Source organism: Pseudoduganella flava (assembly GCF_007830495.1).
GTDB lineage: Bacteria > Pseudomonadota > Gammaproteobacteria > Burkholderiales > Burkholderiaceae_D > Rugamonas > Rugamonas flava.
In genome coordinates this window covers 106,617-123,252 of the sequence record NZ_VLKW01000013.1, presented here as the reverse complement: position 1 = coordinate 123,252, position 16,636 = coordinate 106,617, and the positions used below count along the sequence as shown (strand labels likewise).

The following is a 16,636-nucleotide window of genomic DNA, read 5'->3' as shown; positions in this document are numbered from 1 at the left end:
AGTGACGCGCCGTCGCGACAAAAGTGTGGTTTTTGGTTTGGGGACTGTCCCTCGAATTTGGAAATATTTCCTGATTCGAGGGACAGTCCCCCGTTTTGAGCAACTTATTGCAGGGCCAAACGGGATGCCGGCTGGCTGCGCAGCGGGGTGCGGGATGCGTGGGGGGCTGCTTGCTGCTCCAGCCGGAACACGCTGACGGTCTGCTCCAGCGTCGCGGCCTGTTCCTGCAGCGCGCCGGCGGCCGCCGCGGCTTCTTCGACCAGCGCGGCGTTCTGCTGCGTCACCTGGTCCATCTGCGTGACGGCCTGGTTGATCAGGTCGATGCCCGAGCTTTGCTCGTTCGTGGCCGACGTAATCTCCGTCATGATGTCCGCCACGCGGGCGATGCTCGTGACGATTTCCGTCATCGTCGTGCCGGCGTTGCCCACCAGCGCGGACCCCGCGTCGACGTTGGCCACCGAGTTGTCGATCAGTTCCTTGATTTCCTTCGCGGCGGCGGCTGAACGCTGCGCCAAGGTGCGCACTTCGCTCGCGACGACGGCGAAACCACGGCCCTGTTCACCGGCGCGCGCTGCCTCGACGGCCGCGTTCAATGCGAGGATGTTGGTCTGGAATGCGATGCCGTCGATGACGGAGATGATGTCCACGATCTGCTTCGACGACGCGCTGATCGCGCCCATCGTGTCGACCACCTGCGCGACGATCTTGCCGCCCTGTTGCGCCACGTCCGACGCCGTCAAGGCCATGGTGTTCGCCTGGCGCGCGTTGTCCGCGTTCTGGCGCACGGTGGCGGTCAGTTCTTCCAGCGACGACGCCGTCTCTTCCAGGCTGGCGGCCTGCTGCTCGGTGCGGCGCGACAGGTCCAGGTTACCGTCGGCGATCTCGTTGCTGGCCAGCGCGATCGAGCCGCTGCCTTCGCGCACGGTACGCACAGTGGCGGCCAGCTGCTGCTGCATCGTGGCGAGGCCCTTCATCAGCGTGCCCATTTCGTCGTGGCGGCTGGTGTCGACCGGTTGCGACAGGTCGCCGGCAGCCATCGCATCGAACTGGCGCAGCGCTTCGCGCAGCGGCTGCATGATCGCGCGCATCAGCACGATGCTCGCTGCGACGATCAGCACGAGGCCCGCGACGATCGCGCCGATCGACAGCGTCAGCAGCGTGCCGTACAGCTTCTGGCTGGCCGCGAAGTTCTCCTCGGCCTGCTCCATCTGGTACTTGTCCAGTTTGTCCGACGCGTCGCTGAACGCGGAATACAGCTTTTGCATATCCTTCATCGCCAGCTGCTCGATGCGTGCCGCGTCGCCCGCGCGCAGCGCCTGCGCCATCGCGTTCAACCCCTGTTCGATGAATGCCTTGCGGGCGACTGCCACATCGTCGGACAGGCGCTTCTCCTCGGCATCCTGTGGCAGGGCGAGGTAGCGGTTCCAGGCCGTATCGGATTTCGCGATGAAGTCGTCGGCGCGCTTGAGCAGCGCCGGGATTTCCGGCGAATCCGGATGGAGGATGGCGCGGTCCTGTACCAGGCGTGCCCGGCTCACCGTGTTCTTCGATTCGGCGATCGCCATCGACGACGCCAATTGGTTACTGTAGGTTTGTTCGAGGGCCGCGTTGACCGAGCGGATGCCGTAGATGCCCATCGCGCCGGTGACGGCGATCAACAGGCCAAGGACGGCCATCGTGGCGATGAGGCGGGTACGTATCGTGAGACGATTCAGCATGATTCTTCCGAAGTAAGCAGGGCCGCGGGCCCTGGCACTGTGATATCGCGATGTCGGATCGACATGGCGAGGCCTGTGCGCAGGGCTGTGGCGCGGTTGCTTCCGGAGTGCCGAACGGATCGGGGCAGGGAGGCGGGCAAGCAGTTAGGGCCGCCTCATCCAGAGCGAATACCCCAAGCGTAGCATGGCCATTGACGCGACGCAATAATATGTCACGAGGTCGTTGCGTCCGAACAATGGCCGTTGTACTTATTTCCCGGTGTAGGTCACCCGGTAAATCTTGCCTGCATGATCATCGGAAATCAGCATCGAACCGTCCGCCATCACGGCGATGTCGACTGGGCGGCCGCTGACGTCCTCGCCCTGCAGGAACCCGTCGATGAAGGTCGTCGTCGTGACTTCCTGGTTGCCCTGCAGCGTCACGAGGCTGACCTTGTAGCCGATCTTCTGCGTGCGGTTCCACGAGCCGTGTTCGGCCACGAACACCTGGTTGCGGTATTGCGCCGGGAATTGCGTGCCCGTGTAGAACGCGAGGCCGAGCGGCGCCACGTGCGGGCCCAGCTTGGCGACCGGCGGCGTGAACTCGGCGCAGCTCCTGCCGTTGCCGAACTTCGGATCGGGCACGACGCCGCCGTGGCAGTACGGGAAGCCGAAATGCATGCCCGGCTTCGGCGCCACGTTCAACTCGCACGAGGGCACGTTGTCGCCCATCTCGTCACGGCCGTTATCGGTGAACCATAGTTCCTTCGTCACCGGGTGCCACGCGAAACCGACCGTGTTGCGGATGCCGTTCGCCACCATCTCCCAGCCGGAGCCGTCCGGGTTCATGCGCCAGATCTTCGAATAGACTTCGTCGTTCTTGTCGCAGACGTTGCAGGGCGAGCCGACGGGGATGTACAGTTTGCCGTCCGGCCCCGCCTTGATCACCTTCTCGCCATGCCAGCGATCGTTCGGCAGGTCGCCCTTGACGACCTTGTAGGCCGGCTTGTTCGCATAGGTCCTGTCGATCGCATCGAAGCGGATCACGCGGCCGACCTCCGCCACGTACAGCGCGCCGTTCAGCAACGTCACGCCGATCGGACTGTCCAGGCCCTCGGCCACGGTGACGACCTTGTCGGCCTTCTTGTCGCCGTCCGTGTCGACCACCGCATACACCTTGCCGGCCTTGCGCGAGCCCACGTAGACGATGCCGCTGCCCGATACCGCCAGCGAGCGTGCCGTCGCGACGCCGTCCGCGTACACGGCGATCGAGAACCCCTTCGGCAAGGTGAGGCGGGACAGGCCGTCGTCCGCCTTGCCCGGCGCGGCGGTCTTCACCGCGGCGGCGTTCTTGCTGCCGCCCGCGGCTACGTAGTCCGCGAGCGCCGCGATCTGCGTCTTGTCCAGTGCCTGCGACCATCCCGGCATGCCCTTGTCCGGCACGCCCTTGGCGATGATGCCGGCCAGGTTCGCCGGCGTCGGTTGGCCGTGCAGCCATTGGTTGTCCGCCAGGCTCGGTCCCGTGCCGCCTTCCAGCTTCACGCCATGGCATTGCGCGCAATGGTTCTGGTACAGGCGGGCGGCGTCGACCGGCTGGGCGGCGTGCGCCGCGCCGGCAAGGACGAGCAGGGCAAGGGGCAGGGCGGAAGGCTGGGTAAAAGGCTGGGTAAAAGGCTGGGCAAGCAGCGCGGCAAGCTTCATCGGGCGGGACTCCAATAGGGGTGAATCCCGCCATCATAAGGCTAAGCGCGCGCCACCTCCAGCACGAGCCGCTCGACGTCCGCCAGCGTGGGCGGCGTCGCGCCCGCTCCCAGGCAGGCGGCGGCACCGGCGGCGACGGCGCGGCGCAGGTGCTCCACGGGCGCACGCTCCGGTGCCTGCAACATGCTGAAGGCAAAGCCGGCGATGCTCGCATCCCCGGCGCCGACCGTGTCGGCCACCGTCACCCGCGGCGCCGGCACGTGCCAGCTGGCGTCGCCCAGGTGCAGCGAGGCGCCCAGTTCGCCCTGCGTGTACAGGTAGTGCGCGTGCGGGTTCCAGCTGCGCAGCGTGACGAATGCGGCGGCGATGTCGGTCGTGCGGAACAGGCCGGCCAGGTCTTCGTCGGATACCTTCACGACGTCCGCCAGCGCCGTCATCGCCCGCAAGGTCGGGTCGTAGCGCTCGTCCATCAGCAGGCGCCAGTTCGGGTCGTAGCTGATGCGGATGCCGGCCTCCCTGGCCTGCCGCGCCAATGCCACCAGCTTGTCCGCCAGCGGTTGCCGGGCCAGGCTGATGCCGCCGAAGTGCATCCAGCGGCAGTGGTCCTGCCATCCGGCCGGCAGCGCAGCGGCATCGAAGTGCAGGTCGGCGCTGTCGTCGCCGACAAAGAAATAGCTGGGCGGCGCCAGCCGGTGCACGATCGCCAGCAGCGGCGACTTGTCCAGCCGCTGCAGGAAGCGCAGGTCCAGCTGCGCGTCGGTGGAGGCCTGCCACAGCGCGTCGCCGAACACATCGCGGCTGATGGCCCCCGCAAACGCGGTCGGCACGCCCAGCCGGGCCATCGCGCGCGCCACGTTCCACGTCGAGCCGCCGGTGCGGCTGAGCCACGTGGCGCGCGCATCGCCGGCCACGATCAGGTCCGTCAGCGCCTCGCCTGCGGCAATGAAAACGGGTTCGCTCATGTCAGTCCTTCAGCACGGTCAGCACTTCGTAGCAGGCGCCCATCGTGTGGTAATCCGTCTTGCCGGCCGGGCTCTTCTCGTCAGTCAGCTTGGCATTGTCCGGCGCGAGGATGCGGTACCAGGCGCCATGCACGTGGTCGACGAAATGCTGCCAGCTGTATTGCCAGATGCGGTCGTACCAGTCCCAGAAGCGCTGCTCGCCCGTGCGTGCGCCCAGCAGCGCGGCCGCTGCGAAGCTTTCAGCCTGCACCCAGAAGTATTTGTCGCCATCGCAGATGCTGCCGTCCGGCCCGAAGCCGTAATGGATGCCGCCATGGCGCTCGTCCCATGCCCTGGCCAGCGCCGCGTCGAAGAAGTGCACGGCGCGCGGCACCAGCCAGTCCGCGTCACCGGCCAGCTTGTCGCGATGGCGATCGAGGATCAGCAGCAGCTTGGCCCATTCGGTCAAATGGCCCGGCTGGTAACCCCACGGGCGGAAGATGTTGGTCTTGTCGTGGCGGTTGTAGTCGGCGTCGACGGACCAGTCCTGCCGGTAGTGTTCCCACACCAGGTCGTCCGCGAGGCCAGCCTGGCGCACGGCGATATTGCGCGCCAGCGTTTCGGCGCGGTGCAGGTAGCGCACGTTGCCGGTCGCGTCGTACGCGGCCAGCATCGCCTCACACGAGTGCATGTTGGCGTTCTGGCCGCGGTAGGGCGCCACGACCCAGTCGGCCGTCGCCTCGTCCGCGTACAGGCCGTGCTGTGGTTCCCAGAAGCGCTGCTCCATCAGGTCGTACGTCTCATCGAGCCAGCCGCGCGCCTCCTCCACGCCGGCCATCAACGCATGCGCATAGGCGAGCAGCACGAAGGCCAGGCCGTAGCAGTGGTTGGTGGCGTCGCCGACGGTCTTCACGCCATCGCGCCAGTCCAGCTGCCATGCATAGCCGCCGGTGGCGGGATCGCGGTGCACGTCGCGCAGGAATGCGAGGCCATGGCGCACGCGGCGCAGATCTTCCGCTTCGTGGAAGTGGCGGTAGGCCATCGCGTAATTGAACACGAAGCGCGTGCTGCTGACGAGGTGGCGGGTGTGCGCGTCGTACACCGTGCCGTCATCCTTGTAGAAGTGGTGGAAGCCGCCGCTGGCATCCACCGACCGCGGGTCGTAGAAGCTGCGGGTGTCGCGGATATGCCGCAGCAGGGTTTCGCGGGAATGAAAATCTGGTAACATGAATCGTCCGTTCTGATGGCGTTTCCTCTTCGCGGCAACGAAGGCGGAAACCGTTTATACAATAGGCCCCAAGTACAATTGGCCCCAAGTTCCTCGTTGGAGCTGTCCTTGGCGCTGTCCTTGGTCCTGTCCTTCCCCTGTTTTCACGATGCTGCGACGCGCCTCCGTCATGCGAGGATGAGCGCTCCCCGCACGGCCGCTGGCCGCGCCGGGTACGTCGCATGGTGTGGTCGTGTGCCGCCCCGTTCCTCCTTCAGCAAACGGTGCTGGCGCGCACCACCAGTTCGACGGGCGCCACTTTTTCGACCACGTCGTCCGTGCGCCCGCTCAGCAGCAGCTCGACGCCCAGCGCGCCCAGCTCCTTCTTGTTGATCCGCAGCGTCGTCAGCGGCCGGTGGCCCAGCACGGCCGTCGAGATGTCGTCGAAGCCGACGATCGCCACGTCGTGCGGTACCTTGAGTCCCCGCGCCAGGCAGCAACGCATCGCCACCAGTGCGGCGCTGTCGTTGTAGCAGAACACGGCGTCCGGCGGCTTCGGCAACGCAAGCAGCGATTCCATCGCTTCCCATGCACCCTGTTCCAGGTCCACGCCATCCGGCAGCGGCGCCTCCAGCCGTGGGTCGGCGAGGATGCCGGCATCAAACAGCGCCTGGCGGTAGCCGCGCGCCCGCTCGCGGATGCTGTAGTGCGACAGCGAGCCGCAGATGAAGCCCACGCGTTCGCGGCCACGTTCGATCAGGTGCTTGGTGGCCAGGTAGCCGCCCATCATATTGTCCGGGTTGACGGAGCTGTAGCCGCGCAGCTTCATATCGATCAGCACGATCGGCTTGCCGGTGGCACGCAGCGCCGTCAGCAGCTCGGGCTCGAAGAAGCCGGCGCACACGATGGCGTCCGGCGCGTGCATCCGCAACTGGTCCACCAGGCCGTCGGCCGGTCCCACGGCCATGAACGACAGCACGATGCCCTGCTTGCGGCAGGCCTCCTCGGCGCCGTGCAGCACGGGCGAGTAGAACGGGCTGCTGGCGGCAGTGTTGTGCTGGCGGTGCAGCAGGAACGTCAGGCGCCGCAGCCGCTTCGGCCGCAGCTTGCAGAAATCGTAGCCGAGGTCGCGCGCCGTGTTCAGCACCATCTGGCGCGTGACTTCCGTCAGCCCCGGTTCGTTCTTCAGCGCCCGCGAGATCGTGCCCGCCGAAACGCCGGCGGCGCGGGCAATGTCGCGGATCGTCACGCCGCCCTGGGCGGTGCGCCGGGCGGCGTCGTTGGCGGTGGCGGCCGTCATGGGCTTACGCCTCCGGGAAGCTGGCACATGGATCCCCTCCGTTATCAGCGAACGTGCCTGCCGGCCCGTTCTTTTATCGGCACAGTCTTGCATAGGGTCGGTACATGGTCAAACACGCAATGCGCTTTGCCCGGCAGTTTAGTCGTATTTACTAAACAACCGCCGCTCCTGCCGCCCCTGTGTAGCTGCAATAGAGGAAGGGACGGGGTGCTTGTTTAGTGAACAGCGCTAAACTGGGCCCCGTTTCGCGGCCGGCGTTTGACCCGCCGCGGGGGCTTATGCAAAATCGTTGTCATAACAACAGACCCGGCGCCGCCGGAATCCGAGAGGAGACGATGATGGAACACCTGTCACCCGCGGCGTATGCGCCGCCGGGCAACGCCCCCGCGCGGTCGCACACCGCACCCCTGGTCGTGATCACGATCCTGTTCTTCATGTGGGGGCTCCTGACGTCGCTGAACGACGTGCTGATCCCCCACCTGAAGTCCGTCTACACGTTGAACTACGTGCAGGCGATGCTCGTGCAGTTCTGCTTCTTCGGCGCCTACTTCATCGTGTCGCTGCCGGCCGGGATGCTGATCCGCCGGATCGGCTACAAGAACGGCGCTTGTGCCGGCCTTGTCGTCGCGGCGCTCGGCTGCGCGCTGTTCTACCCGGCGGCGATCAGCGGTTACGCGCTGTTCCTGTTCGCGTTCTTCGTGCTGGCGTCCGGCATCACGGTGCTGCAGGTGGCCGCCAATCCGTTCGTCACGGTGCTGGGGCCGCCGGCCACCGCATCCAGCCGCCTCACGCTGACGCAGGCATTCAACTCGCTGGGCACGACGATCGCGCCGGCACTGGGCGGCCTGCTGATCCTGCAGGGCATGCCCGCTGCCGTCGACGCGACGAAACTGGTGGGCGACGCGTTGCTGCAGTACCGGCTGCAGGAAGCGGCCGCGGTGCAAGGCCCGTACCTGGCGCTGGCCGGCGCGCTGCTGGCGCTGGCCGTGCTGTTCGCGCTGGTGAAGCTCCCCACGATCACCCATGCCGGCGACGAGCTGGAGGCGCCATCCGCCTCCGTGTTCGCGCACCGCCACCTCGTGCTGGGCGCGATCGGCATCTTCCTGTACGTGGGCGGCGAGGTGGCGATCGGCAGCTTCCTGATCAACTTCATCGGCGAACCGCAGATCGCCAACCTGCCGCACGCCCAGGCCGCGCACTACGTCAGCTACTACTGGGGCGGCGCGATGGTGGGCCGCTTCATCGGCTTTGCCGTGATGCGCAGTGTCAGCCCCGGCAAGGCGCTCGCGTTCAATGCCGCCGCATCCATCGTGCTGATCCTGCTGGCCATCTTCGGCAAGGGCCAGGTGGCGCTGTGGGCGCTGGTGGCCGTCGGCCTGTTCAATTCCATCATGTTCCCGACGATCTTCTCGATGGCGCTGCACAAGCTGGGCGCGCAGACGGGGCAGGGCTCCGGCATCCTGTGCATGGCCATCGTCGGCGGCGCCATCGTGCCGTTCGTGCAGGGCGCGCTGGCCGATGCGATCGGCCTGCAATGGTCGTTCTTCGTGCCGGCGGCCTGCTACGTGTTCATCCTGTACTTCGGCGTGCGCTATGCCCGCATGTACGTCGAAGCACAGCACTGACTTTCAAAGGATGACGATGAAGCACAAAGAAGCGTTCCTGCTGGCGCTTGCCGTGTTGCCATGCCTGGCCGCCGCCGACGCGCCGCAGCCGTGGCTGGACAAGAGCCTGGATCCCGACCGCCGTGCCGCGCTGGCGATCAGGGAGATGACGCAGAAGGAAAAACTGACCCTGGTATCCAGCCACTTCGGCGCCGACCATGCCGGCAACAAGACGAAGAAGGTGCCGGAGGCGATCCCGTTCTCGGCCGGCTACGTGCCGCCGATTCCCCGCCTCGGCCTGCCCGCGATGTTCCTGACGGACGCCGGCATCGGCGTCGCCACGCAGTACACGACGACGCCGCGCGAACGCACGGCGCTGCCGTCGGGCATCGCGACCGCGGCCACGTGGAACCGCAAGCTTGCCTATGAAGGCGGGCGGATGATCGGCTTCGAGGCGCGCGCGTCCGGCTTCAACGTGATGCTGGCCGGCGGCGTGAACCTGCTGCGCGAGCCGCGCAACGGCCGCAACTTCGAATACGCGGGGGAAGACCCGCTGCTGGCGGGGATCATGGTGGCCGAGCAGGTGCGCGGCATCGAATCGAACCACGTGATCTCGACGATCAAGCACTACGCGCTGAACGACCAGGAAACGGGCCGCTTCGAACTGAACGCGCGCATCGAACCGGCCGCGCTGCGCATGTCCGACCTGTTTGCGTTCCAGATCGCGCTGGAGCTGACGGATGCCGGCTCGTTCATGTGCGCTTACAACCGGCTGAATGGGCCCTACGCTTGCGAGCACCCATGGCTGCTGAACGAGGTGCTGAAGAAGGATTGGGGCTTCAAGGGCTATGTGATGTCGGACTGGGGCGCCACGCACAGCACCGTCGAAGCGGCGAATGCGGGCCTGGACCAGCAATCGGGCTTTGAATTCGACCGCGCTCATTACTTTGGCGGCGCGCTGGATGAAGCCGTCGAGAACGGCCACGTGCCGCAGAAACGGCTCGATGACATGGCGTTCCGTGTGCTGCGCACGATGTTTGCGAAAGGTGTCGTCGACCACCCGGTGCGGCAGGATGGCGCGATCGACTACGACGCGCACGGCAGGATCAGCCAGGCCGATGCCGAGGAAGGCATCGTCCTGCTGAAGAACGCAGGCGACCTGCTGCCGCTGCGCGCGAATGCCAGGAAGATCGTCGTCATCGGCGGTCATGCGGACGTCGGCGTGCTGGCGGGCGGCGGCTCGTCGCTCGTCTATCCACGCGGCGGCAATGCCGTGCCGGGGCTGCAGCCGGCGACGTGGCCCGGCCCGGTGATGTTCTACCCTTCGTCGCCACTGAAGGCGATCCGGGCCCGCGCACCGGGCGCGCAGGTCGTGTTCGACAGCGGCGCCGATCCCACCAAGGCCGCGCAGCTGGCTGCCGGTGCAGATGTGGTGCTCGTCTTTGCGACGCAGTGGGTGGACGAGTCGATCGATGCCACGACGCTGTCATTGCCGGACCGGCAGGATGCATTGATCGCCGCCGTCGCCGCCGCGAACCCGAAGACGGCCGTGGTGCTGGAGAACAGCGGCCCCGTGCTGACGCCGTGGGCGGACCGGGTGGCGGCCATTGTCGAGGCCTGGTACCCCGGCACCAATGGCGGCGAAGCGATCGGGCGCGTGCTGTTTGGCGAAGTGAACCCGTCCGGCCGCCTGCCCGCCACGTTCCCCGAGACGGAACAGCAACTGCCGCGGCCGAAGCTGGACGGCGATCCGAATCAACCGGAGCTGCACTTCAACGTCGACTACCACGAGGGGGCGGCGGTCGGCTACAAGTGGTTCGACTTGAAGGGCCACAAGCCGCTGTTCCCGTTCGGTTACGGCCTGTCGTACACCCGCTTCGGCTATGGCAAGCCGCGCGCCGAGCTGCGCGACGGCCGGGTGCAGGTGCGCTTCACGGTCACCAACACGGGCGCCAAACCAGGCAAGGACGTGCCGCAGGTGTACGTCTCCCCGATGAATGCCAAATGGGAGGCGCCGAAGCGCCTGGCCGGCTGGAACAAGGTCGACCTGGCGCCGGGCGCCAGCACCGAAGTCGCCGTGACGATCGATCCGCGCCTGTTCGGCATGATCAAGGGTGCCGACAACCGGTGGCACGTGGCGGCGGGGCGCTACCAGGTGATGCTGGCGCGTCACGCGGCCGACCCGGCAGCCCAAACGGTCACGATCCAACTGCCGGCCCAGACGCTCGACGTGGCGGGCCGGCCAATCAACCAGAAAGGAAAGCAACAATGATGATGGGGACCAAGCGGATGATCGCACTGGCAGCGTCGCTGCTGATGATGGGCGTAGTGCCGGCCGACGCAGCAACGGCGGGCAAGCCGGCCGGCTTCGTCGCGGTGCAGAAGACGCACTTCACGCGCGACGGCAAGGCCTACTACATCGCCGGCGCCAACTTCTGGTACGGCGCCTACCTGGGTGCGAACGACAAGGCCAGGCTGGTGAAGGAGCTCGATACGCTGAAAAGCATGGGCATCAACAACGTACGCGTGCTGGCCGTTTCCGAGAAGACGGACATGCCGAGCGCCGTGCGCCCCGCGACGACGAGCGCGCCGGGCAAGTACGACGAGCGGCTGCTGGCCGGCATGGACGTGCTGCTGGCCGAGCTGGCGAAACGCGACATGACTGCGGTGATCTACCTGAACAATTTCTGGCAATGGTCCGGCGGCATGACGCAGTACCTGAACTGGTTCGCGGGCACGCCGGCGCTGGACCCGAACGTGACGAAGGACTACGACACGTACATGCGCGAGACGGCGAAGTTCTACCGTAACGACAAGGCGCAGGCCGAGTACCGCAACGTGATCCGCACCTTCGTGCAGCGCAAGAACACCGTCAACGGCCGCGCGTATGCAAGCGACCCGGTGATCATGTCGTGGCAGCTGGCGAACGAGCCGCGCCCCGGCAACGGCAATGCGACGGCCGACGAGAAGGCCGTCTACGTGAAGTGGATCGCCGACACGGCCGGCTACATCCGCAGCCTGGACAAGCACCACCTCGTCAGCACCGGCAGCGAAGGCCTGGCCGGCTCCGCGCAGGATGCAGACCTGTTCGTCAAGGCGCACCAGGCGCGCGACGTCGACTACCTGACGTATCACCTGTGGCCGAAGAACTGGGGCTGGATCGACTCGAAGCGGGTGGACGCGACGTGGAACGACGCGCTGGCGAAAAGCAGCCATTACCTGAACGTCCACATCGACTACGCGAAGCAGTTGGGCAAACCGATCGTGCTGGAGGAATTCGGCATGGACCGCGATGGCGCGTCGTTCGACATCAAGGCGCCGACCACCGTGCGCGACCGCTTCTACAAGGAAGTGCTCGACGTCGTCGTCGGCCGCGCCGAGAAGGGCGACCCGGTGGCGGGCTTCAATTTCTGGGCGTGGGGCGGTGCCGGGCGGGCGGCCAATCCCGATTACTGGTGGAAGGAAGGGAACGACTTGATGGGCGACCCGCCGCAGGAGGAGCAGGGCCTGTACTCGGTGTTCGACACGGATAAATCGACGATGGCGCTGATCCGCCAGTACGCGGACCGCCTGCACGCACTGGAGCGCAAATGAAACGGCTCGTCACGACGGCATTGCTGATGGCGGCCGCCACCGCCCACGCGCAGAAGTTCGACGGCCTGGCCGATACGCCGCAGATGGGGTGGAACAGCTGGAACAAGTTCGGCTGCGACATCAACGAACAGCTGATCCGCGACACAGCCGATGCGATGGTCAAGAACGGCATGCGCGACGCGGGCTACCGCTACGTCAACATCGACGACTGCTGGCACGGCAAGCGCGACGAGAATGGCAACATCCAGCCGGATCCGCAGCGCTTCCCGTCCGGAATCAAGGCACTGGCGGACTATGTGCACGCGCGTGGCCTGAAGCTGGGCATCTACTCCGATGCCGGCAACACGACGTGCGGCCACAAGCCCGCCAGCCGGGGCCGCGAGTACCAGGATGCCCGCACCTATGCGGCGTGGGGTGTCGATTACCTGAAGTACGACTGGTGCGATACGGAAGGCTTGTCCGCGAAGGGCGCCTACACGACGATGCGCGACGCATTGCGCGCCGCCGGCCGGCCGATCCTGTTTTCGATGTGCGAGTGGGGCGACAACAAGCCGTGGGAATGGGCCCAGGACGTATCGCACTCGTGGCGCACGACGGGCGACATCACGGCATGCTGGGACTGCGAGCTGTCGCATGGCTCGTGGACGCAGTTCGGTGTGCTGAACATCATGGACAAGACGGCCGCGCTGCGCAAGTACGCGGGGCCCGGCCACTGGAACGACATGGACATGCTGGAAGTGGGCAATGGCCTGACGCCCGACGAGGAACGGGCGCACTTCTCGATCTGGGCGATGATGACGTCGCCGCTGATCTCCGGGAACGACTTGCGCAGCATGTCCGCCGAGACGCTGAAGATCCTGACGAACCGGAACGTCATCGCCGTCAACCAGGACAAGCTGGGCGTGCAGGCGCTGCGCCGCATCGCCCAGGGCGACCTGGAGATGTGGATCAAGCCGCTGGACGGCGGCGACTGGGCCGTGATGTTCCTGAACCGTGGCGAGCGCACGCTGGACTACCGCCACGACTGGCAGAAGTACGCGCTGGCCGACGACCTGTCGAAACATGAGGCGGACCTGAAGAAGACGCGCTTCCGCTGGACCGACCTGTGGAACGGCGCCGGCGGCGACACCGCCAAACCGCTGGACGTGAAGCTCAAGCCGCACAGCGTGTTGATGCTGCGCCTGAAAGCGCAGGGGTAGGCGATGGTGCGTCATGCAGCGGTGTTGCTGGCGCTGGCGGTGCTGGCAGGCTCCGTGCCGGCCGCACCGAATCCGGCGCCCAACGCCGCGCCGCAGTACAACGCCGAGTTCCCGGCCGCCGCGGACGTCATCGTCAAGCCCGCGCCGGCCGGCAGCTGGGCCGCGTTCACGCTGGCCGGCTGGGTCAAGCCTGCCGCTACGTCCGTCGGCACGGTTCCGATTGCCGGCATCGGCGGCAGCACGGTGTGCGGTGTGGATGGCCAGCTCGCGTTCTGTGCCGATGGCGTGCAGGTGCGCTCGCCGGCGCCGCTGCCGGCAAGCCGCTGGACACACGTGGCCGCGACGTACGACGGCCGCCGGCTGACGCTGTACGCGGACGGGCGCCAGGTCGCGCAGCAAGCCGTCAAGCTGGAGCCGCCCGCCGATGCGAGGCTGGTGCTGGGCCCGCGCGTGGGGCAGGGCGGCTTTGTCGGCCGCATCGCCTATTTCGCGGCCACGCCGGCGGTGCAGGACACGGCTGCGCTGGCGCAGCTGCAGCCGAACGAGGCGCTGATCAATTTCGAGACGGGTAGCCCGCACTGGCCTCTGCAGACGCGGCAGATGCTGGGCCAGGTGGCGCCGCAGGATGCGGCCACGTTGCCGAAGTCCACGACACCCGTCGGGACGCCCGTCGCCAAGCCGGCTTACGCTGGCCCGGCGCTCGTCAAGGACGGCGGCGCATTCGCGCTTAAGGCGTGGAGCATGCAGGCGGCGCCGCAGGTGCGGGACGACGGTGCGCGCATTTCGCAGCCCGACTATGCGGCACGCGACTGGTACCGCGCCACGGTGCCGGGCACGGTGCTGACGACGCTCGTCGATCGCGGCGTGTATCCCGATCCCGCTTTCGGCCTGAACAACCTGGCCATTCCCGAAGCGCTGAACAAGCAGAATTACTGGTACCGCGCCACGTTCGACACGCCGGCGACGTTCCGCGCCGGACGGCACCTGTTCGTCACGTTCAAGGGCGTCAACTATGCGGGCGAGGTCTGGCTGAACGGCCACCGGCTGGGCGGCATGAAGGGCGCGTTCATCCGCGGCACCTTCGATATCGCGCGCTACGTCAAGCCGCGCGGCGCGAACGCGCTGGCGATCCTCGTGTCGCCACCGCCGCACCCCGGCATTCCGCATGAGGAATCGGTGGCGGCCGGCGTCGGCGAAAACGGCGGCGTGCTGGCGCAGGATGGGCCGACGTTCATCGCGTCCGAAGGCTGGGACTGGATTCCCAGTGTGCGCGACCGGAACACGGGCCTGTGGCAGGACGTGGTGTTGCGCGCCACCGGCGACGTGGTGCTGGGCGACGCGCACGTCATCACGGCACTGACGAAGGCCGACCGCAGCGAGGCCGAGCTGGCCGTCGACGTGCCTGTGACGAACCTGGCCGGCCAGGCGGTGACGGCGACGCTGCGGGCGCACATCACGGGCGGCGCCAAGCCGCTCGCCATTGCCAAGACCGTGCGGCTGGCACCGGGTGTGCAGACGGTGCGGCTGACGGCGCGCGAGTTCCCGGCGCTGCGCATCGCGCAGCCGAAGCTGTGGTGGCCGAACGGCTATGGCGCACCGCACCTGCATACGCTGGCGCTGACGGCGGCGCAGGGCGGCGGCGTGTCCGACGAAGCCACGCTGCGCTTCGGCATCCGCAGCGTGACGTACGAGCTGTCGCTGGTGGATGGCGGCGGCAACCTGCGCCGCGTCGAGGCCGATTTCACGAAGGGGCGCGCGCTGGGCGTGCGTATCACGGACGCGCGGCACGAGGCGCTGCGCAAGGTGCCGAACGGCTGGGCCACGGGCTTGCGTGCCGAGGCGGAGAACACGGCGGCGATCCGTGCCTTGCCGGAGACGGAACTGGCGCCTTACCTCGTCATCAAGGTCAACGGCGTGCGCATCGCCGCGCGCGGCGGCAACTGGGGCATGGACGACTGGATGAAGCGGGTCGACCGCGCCCGGCTGGAGCCGTACTTCCGGCTGCACCGCGACGCCAACGTGAACATCATCCGCAACTGGGTGGGACAGAACACGCAGGACTCGTTCTTCGAGCTGGCGGACGAGTACGGGCTGATGGTGCTGAACGATTTCTGGGCATCGACGCAGGACTACAACGTGGAGCCGCAGGACGTCGACCTGTTCATGCGCAACGCGCGCGACGTGGTGCAGCGTTACCGGCACCACCCGTCCATCGTGCTCTGGTTCGGCCGCAACGAGGGCGTGCCGCAGCCGGCGCTGAACCAGGCACTGGAAGCGCTGGTGTACGAGCTCGATGGCACGCGCTGGTACACGGGCAGCTCGAACCGCGTCAACCTGCAGAACAGCGGGCCATACAGCTGGAAGGAGCCGGCCAGCTATTTCACCGAGCATGCGAAGGGCTTCTCGGTGGAGGTGGGCACGCCGTCGTTCCCGACGGTGGAGGCGCTGCGCGCGACGGTCGGCGCGGCCGATCAATGGCCGCTGGCCGATGCCGTCGCCTACCACGACTGGCACCCGGACGGAAACGGCGCCGTGCAGCCGTTCATCGACGCGCTGGCTGTGCGCTACGGCGCCGGCAAGTCGCTGGAAGACTTCGAACGCAAGGCGCAGTTATTGAACTACGACAGCCACCGTGCGATCTTCGAAGGCATGAACGCCGGCCTGTGGAAGGAGAACAGCGGGCGGATGCTGTGGATGACGCAGCCGGCCTGGCCCAGCACGATGTGGCAGATCCTGTCGCACGACTATGACACGCATGCGGCTTTCTACGGCGTGAAGAGCGCGGCCGAACCCGTGCACGTGCAGATGAACCTGCCCGATTACCGGCTGATGGTCGTCAACAATCCGGCAGCGCAGGTGCGCGGCACGGTGCACGTGGAACTGTTCGACGTGAAGGGCCGGCGCGTGGGGCTGAACGACTTCAAGGTGGCGGTCGACGGCGTGGGCACGTCCGCGCCCATCGAGGCGGGCATCCATGCGCTGCTGCGCGAGCACGGGCTGTTGTTCGTGCGGCTCGAACTGCGCGGCGAGGACGGCACGGTCCTGTCGCGCAATGCGTACTGGCCGAGCGCCACGCCGGCCGGGCAGCAGGCGCTGCATCAGCTGGCGGCCGGGCAGGTGGCCGTGGCCACGGAGCGGCGGCGCGACGGCGACGAGCACCAGGTGCGGGTCACGCTGCGTAACAGCGGCACCGCGCCGCTGCTGGCCGCCAAGCTGACGCTGACGAACGATGCGGGCGAACGGGTGCTGCCGGTTTATTATTCGGATAATTACGTGACCCTGATGCCGGGCGAGACGCGCGTCGTCACGGCCACGCATGGCCGCGAAGGTCCATTGCGCCTGCAGGTGCGGGGCTGGAACCTGGCGGAGAAAACCATCGACGTACATTGAGGA

Annotated in this window: 10 protein-coding genes; 5 read left to right on the top strand and 5 right to left on the bottom strand. The window is 67.1% G+C overall.

Annotation, left to right across the window (positions count from 1 at the left end):
* Positions 1-104: 104 nt before the first annotated feature.
* From IP92_RS26290 to IP92_RS26270, 5 genes are all read right to left on the bottom strand, one after another.
* Positions 105-1,718, bottom strand: coding sequence for a methyl-accepting chemotaxis protein (locus IP92_RS26290; protein WP_145880917.1), 1,614 nt, complete (start codon positions 1,716-1,718; stop codon positions 105-107).
* A gap of 249 nt (positions 1,719-1,967) precedes the next feature.
* Positions 1,968-3,398, bottom strand: coding sequence for a DUF7133 domain-containing protein (locus tag IP92_RS26285; RefSeq protein WP_145880915.1), 1,431 nt, complete (start codon positions 3,396-3,398; stop codon positions 1,968-1,970).
* 41 nt (positions 3,399-3,439) lie between these two features.
* Positions 3,440-4,360, bottom strand: coding sequence for a carbohydrate kinase family protein (locus IP92_RS26280; RefSeq protein ID WP_145880913.1), 921 nt, complete (start codon positions 4,358-4,360; stop codon positions 3,440-3,442).
* A 1-nt stretch (position 4,361) separates the two neighbouring features.
* Positions 4,362-5,567 carry an AGE family epimerase/isomerase gene (locus IP92_RS26275; RefSeq protein ID WP_145880911.1) on the bottom strand — a complete coding sequence of 402 codons (1,206 nt, stop codon included), beginning with the start codon at positions 5,565-5,567 and terminating at the stop codon, positions 4,362-4,364.
* Positions 5,568-5,820: 253 nt separating this feature from the next.
* Positions 5,821-6,846, bottom strand: a complete 1,026-nt coding sequence (locus IP92_RS26270) for a LacI family DNA-binding transcriptional regulator (RefSeq protein WP_145880909.1) — start codon at positions 6,844-6,846, stop codon at positions 5,821-5,823.
* Between the two features lie 338 nt (positions 6,847-7,184).
* Between IP92_RS26270 and IP92_RS26265 the strand changes: the two genes are divergently transcribed.
* Genes IP92_RS26265 through IP92_RS26245 form a run of 5 tightly spaced genes read left to right on the top strand, consistent with a single transcriptional unit; the run spans position 7,185 to position 16,633 of the window.
* The gene (locus IP92_RS26265) at positions 7,185-8,471 is read left to right on the top strand and encodes a sugar MFS transporter (RefSeq protein WP_145881131.1); all 1,287 of its coding nucleotides are present in this window, start codon (positions 7,185-7,187) and stop codon (positions 8,469-8,471) included.
* Between the two features lie 10 nt (positions 8,472-8,481).
* Entirely contained in the window at positions 8,482-10,722 is a 2,241-nt protein-coding gene (locus IP92_RS26260) for a glycoside hydrolase family 3 C-terminal domain-containing protein (protein WP_145880907.1), read from the top strand.
* Complete coding sequence (locus tag IP92_RS26255) at positions 10,719-12,044, top strand: glycoside hydrolase 5 family protein (RefSeq protein WP_229418980.1); 1,326 nt, start codon at positions 10,719-10,721, stop codon at positions 12,042-12,044. The genes IP92_RS26260 and IP92_RS26255 overlap by 4 nt, the downstream gene beginning before the upstream one ends.
* The gene (locus IP92_RS26250) at positions 12,041-13,243 is read left to right on the top strand and encodes a glycoside hydrolase family 27 protein (protein WP_145880905.1); all 1,203 of its coding nucleotides are present in this window, start codon (positions 12,041-12,043) and stop codon (positions 13,241-13,243) included. The genes IP92_RS26255 and IP92_RS26250 overlap by 4 nt, the downstream gene beginning before the upstream one ends.
* Positions 13,244-13,246: 3 nt before the next feature.
* Complete coding sequence (locus IP92_RS26245) at positions 13,247-16,633, top strand: glycosyl hydrolase 2 galactose-binding domain-containing protein (RefSeq protein ID WP_145880902.1); 3,387 nt, start codon at positions 13,247-13,249, stop codon at positions 16,631-16,633.
* Positions 16,634-16,636 lie beyond the last annotated feature (3 nt).

Bases quoted from the DNA above. Each gene is read 5' to 3' on its own strand.
- IP92_RS26290 (WP_145880917.1), bottom strand. From the start codon at position 1,718: ATGCTGAATCGTCTCACGATACGTACCCGCCTCATCGCCACGATGGCC.
- IP92_RS26285 (WP_145880915.1), bottom strand. From the start codon at position 3,398: ATGAAGCTTGCCGCGCTGCTTGCCCAGCCTTTTACCCAGCCTTTTACC.
- IP92_RS26280 (WP_145880913.1), bottom strand. From the start codon at position 4,360: ATGAGCGAACCCGTTTTCATTGCCGCAGGCGAGGCGCTGACGGACCTG.
- IP92_RS26275 (WP_145880911.1), bottom strand. From the start codon at position 5,567: ATGTTACCAGATTTTCATTCCCGCGAAACCCTGCTGCGGCATATCCGC.
- IP92_RS26270 (WP_145880909.1), bottom strand. From the start codon at position 6,846: ATGACGGCCGCCACCGCCAACGACGCCGCCCGGCGCACCGCCCAGGGC.
- IP92_RS26265 (WP_145881131.1), top strand. From the start codon at position 7,185: ATGGAACACCTGTCACCCGCGGCGTATGCGCCGCCGGGCAACGCCCCC.
- IP92_RS26260 (WP_145880907.1), top strand. From the start codon at position 8,482: ATGACGATGAAGCACAAAGAAGCGTTCCTGCTGGCGCTTGCCGTGTTG.
- IP92_RS26255 (WP_229418980.1), top strand. From the start codon at position 10,719: ATGATGATGGGGACCAAGCGGATGATCGCACTGGCAGCGTCGCTGCTG.
- IP92_RS26250 (WP_145880905.1), top strand. From the start codon at position 12,041: ATGAAACGGCTCGTCACGACGGCATTGCTGATGGCGGCCGCCACCGCC.
- IP92_RS26245 (WP_145880902.1), top strand. From the start codon at position 13,247: ATGGTGCGTCATGCAGCGGTGTTGCTGGCGCTGGCGGTGCTGGCAGGC.